The organism is Leptolyngbya sp. FACHB-36 (assembly GCF_014695955.1).
In the GTDB taxonomy this organism is placed as follows: domain Bacteria; phylum Cyanobacteriota; class Cyanobacteriia; order Leptolyngbyales; family Leptolyngbyaceae; genus FACHB-36.
The window spans coordinates 1-3,112 of record NZ_JACJPG010000023.1 but is presented as its reverse complement, the minus strand read 5'-3'; the positions used below and the strand labels follow the sequence as shown (position 1 = coordinate 3,112).

The 3,112-nt window shown below is 58.2% G+C and carries 2 protein-coding genes; both read right to left on the bottom strand.

The window, feature by feature from the left end; translation table 11 throughout:
* Nucleotides 1-323, bottom strand: a 323-nt coding sequence (locus H6F43_RS00275; RefSeq protein WP_190340042.1) for an AMIN domain-containing protein, incomplete at its 3' end; no start/stop codon positions are given.
* 158 nt (nucleotides 324-481) lie between these two features.
* Nucleotides 482-3,112 (bottom strand): WD40 repeat domain-containing protein (locus tag H6F43_RS00270; protein WP_190340041.1); only part of this gene is annotated, 2,631 nt, incomplete at its 5' end.

Below are 3,112 nucleotides of genomic sequence, written 5' to 3'. Positions count from 1 at the left end.
ATCTGAACCGCGTTGTTGGACGAGGTGACGACGACTGCTGCAATGCCGGGAGCGGGGTTATCTCGCTGAAAGCTCTGTCCCTGAGGAAGCCGAAGCTGCGCATTGGGAATCGTGGCAATCCAGTCGTTTCCCTGGCTCATGGTGAACACCTGGGGACGATCGGTGCCAGCAGACGTTCCAACCTCCAGAGCAATCTCAATGCCGTTGGGGCTAGATTTGACATTAACGGCGGTGATCGACGTAACTGCCCAAGCGGGACGACCTACCAGCAGCACAACTGCGCCGATCGCTAAACTGCCGCTCAACCGATGATGACGTTGCAAGCTTCTGCCCTCCCTGGAACCGCTAAATATTCATACACGCTTTTTGCGAATTGCAACATTAAAGTTCTTAAGGAGATCTGGATCAGAATGACACGATCGCGGGTGCCTGTACCCACCACGGGAAATTTAACGGCAGGTTAACGCAAAACAGCCTGAAATTAGCCCAAATCTACTGCCCCCAAAGCATAGAGCGTTGCCTTTTGTGCCTCGGTCAGTCCTTGGATTCCGGTGATATTGAGGTCCTGATAGGGTCGGGGACCGCGCAGCGTTCTCAGGCATTCCCCAGTCGAGCTGTCCCAGATGCGAATTGTTTCATCCTCGCTGCCGCTAGCCAGCAGCAGGCGATCGAGCGTGCCAAAGGCAACGGACCAGACACGATTGGTGTGACCGGACAGCGTGTGGAGGCAGTCGCCCGTATAAGGATTCCATAACTTTACAGTTCCGTCTGCGCTGCCGCTGGCAAGGCACTGCCCATCTGGACTAAAGGCAACGGACTGCACCCGCTGCGTGTGTCCTTCCAGAACGCGGATGCACTCCCCGGTGTGGCTATTCCACAGCCGCAGGGTGCGATCGTCCCCCGCGCTCGCCAGCAGTGGGGCAACGGGGCTAAACAGCACCGACCAAATGCGCCCGGTGTGCCCACGCAAAATCTGTAAGCACTCGCCCGTGTCAGGATGCCACAGCCGTACGGTATGATCTTCGCCTGCACTCGCTAACACATCGCCATCTGCTGAGTATGCCACCGACCAGACACGCCCTTTATGCCCACGCAAAATCCCCAGACACTCGCCAGTTTGTCCATCCCACAGCCGCAGAGTTTGGTCAAAGCTGGCGCTGGCAAGCGTGCGATCGTCCGGACTGAACTTGACCGACAAAACCCAATTGCTGTGTCCCCGCAGCACGCGCTGGCAAGCACCGCGTCCGGTGTCCCACAGTCGAATGGTGTGGTCTAGGCTGCCGCTGGCAAGACAAGACCCATCACGACTAAACGCCACCGAAAGCACCCACTTGGTATGTCCCTGGAGGGTTCTGAGGTAGTCTCCAGTGTGAGCGTTCCAGAGTTTGATCGTGTGGTTGGTGCTGCCACTAGCGAGGAGGGGAACGGCGGGATCAAGCTTTGTTTGATCAAGCTTTGTTTGGGTTAAGGCGATCGCCCAAACGGCGTCCAAATAGCCTTGCAGCGTAGACAAGCACTGTCCGGTGCGGAGGTTCCACAGGCGCACCCGCTGATCCACACTGCCGCTGGCAAGCAGATGAGGACGGGAGCACGCGATCGACCAGACCGCGCTGCGATGTCCGTGCAGCACGCGCAGGCAGCTCCCGCTGGCGCTGTCCCAGATCCGCACGGTCTGGTCTTCGCTACCGCTAACCAGGTGGAAGCCATCGGCGCTGTAGGCAAGCGATCGCACGCAGCCCGTGTGCCCTCGCAGCGTTCGCAGCCATTGCCCTGTGGCAATGTCCCACTGTTTTAGGCTGGCGTCCGTACCTCCCGTAGCAAGCGTGTGTCCGTCAGGGCTGAGAACGATCGCCCAAACACCCTGGCTCTCCGCCCTCCAGGTTTGCACACAGTCACCTGTGTCCAAGTTCCACAGCTTGATTGTGTCATCCGCACTGCCGCTAACCACGAGGCTCTGCTCTCCCACGCGCACAAACGCGACGCCGCGCACCCAATCGTCATGTCCCTGCAACCGCCACCGCAGCGCTCCAGTCTGGGTGTCCCACACGCGAATGGTACGATCGGCGCTGCTGGATGCCAGCCATCGTCCATCCGGGCTAAAGACGACCGAAAGCACCCAGTCCTCGTGTCCCTGAAGCGTATGCAGGCAGTGTTCGCTATGTACGTCCCATAGTTTAACGGTGGTGTCGGTGCTGCCGCTGGCAAGTCGCGAACCATCGGCACTAAAGGCAAGACCGCCGCACCAGTTCGTGTGCCCTCGATACGTCAGCAGCTTTTTTCCATCCGAGACTTGCCAAAGGTGAATGCCATTTAGCGTGTCGCTGGCTGCCAGTCGGGTCCCATCCGAGCTGAGCGCTACAGCCCAAATGTCTCCGATCGATTCCAGAAAGACAGAGCGGCTCAGGTCTGCATGGGCAAAATTGACGCGATGCAGCGTCACGCCTTGCAGGTACGCTTGCCACACCGCGAGATGCGAAAAATCGTAGCCAGTCAGGTCTACCTGAAGGTGGCACAGCAGATTCAGCACGTTTCCCGCCGCGTATCCCGGTGTGTGTGGACAGTCGGTTTGCAGCGTTGCCAGAACATGCTGAAGGTTGCGTTCAACCTGTTTGGTTGAGTGCCAGTGATCGCACAGACGATCGGCGATCGGCTCCAGAATCAGGCGAATCTGGCTGTCGCGCACGTAGCTTTTTGCCTGCGCCTTAATGAACGCATGATTCACCCACAGGCGAATCTGACCGGCGCACAACTCCGCTGCCGCTCGCTCAACCAAGCGATCAGTCAAGTATTCCATCACTACGGGTTGCAGCGTAAATCCCTTCGCGGTGCGATCGATTAAACTGCGGCGTCCCAGCGACTTGACGGCTTCGAGCGATCGCCGCTTCAGCACAGGCGACACAATATCTGCTTGCAGATCCGCCAGCGACACCACCTCACGATTGATCGCCAGCCAGTTCAAAATCGTTTCTTCGTCGTCGGACAAGCGATCGAACTGCCGCTGAAGCAGATCGCGAATATCGTCAAACACAAGAGGTCCCTGCTGAAGCTGCGTCAGAAATTTCGCAACGTCGCGATCGAACAGGTCTTGAATCGTCGCGGCAACGATTTTGAG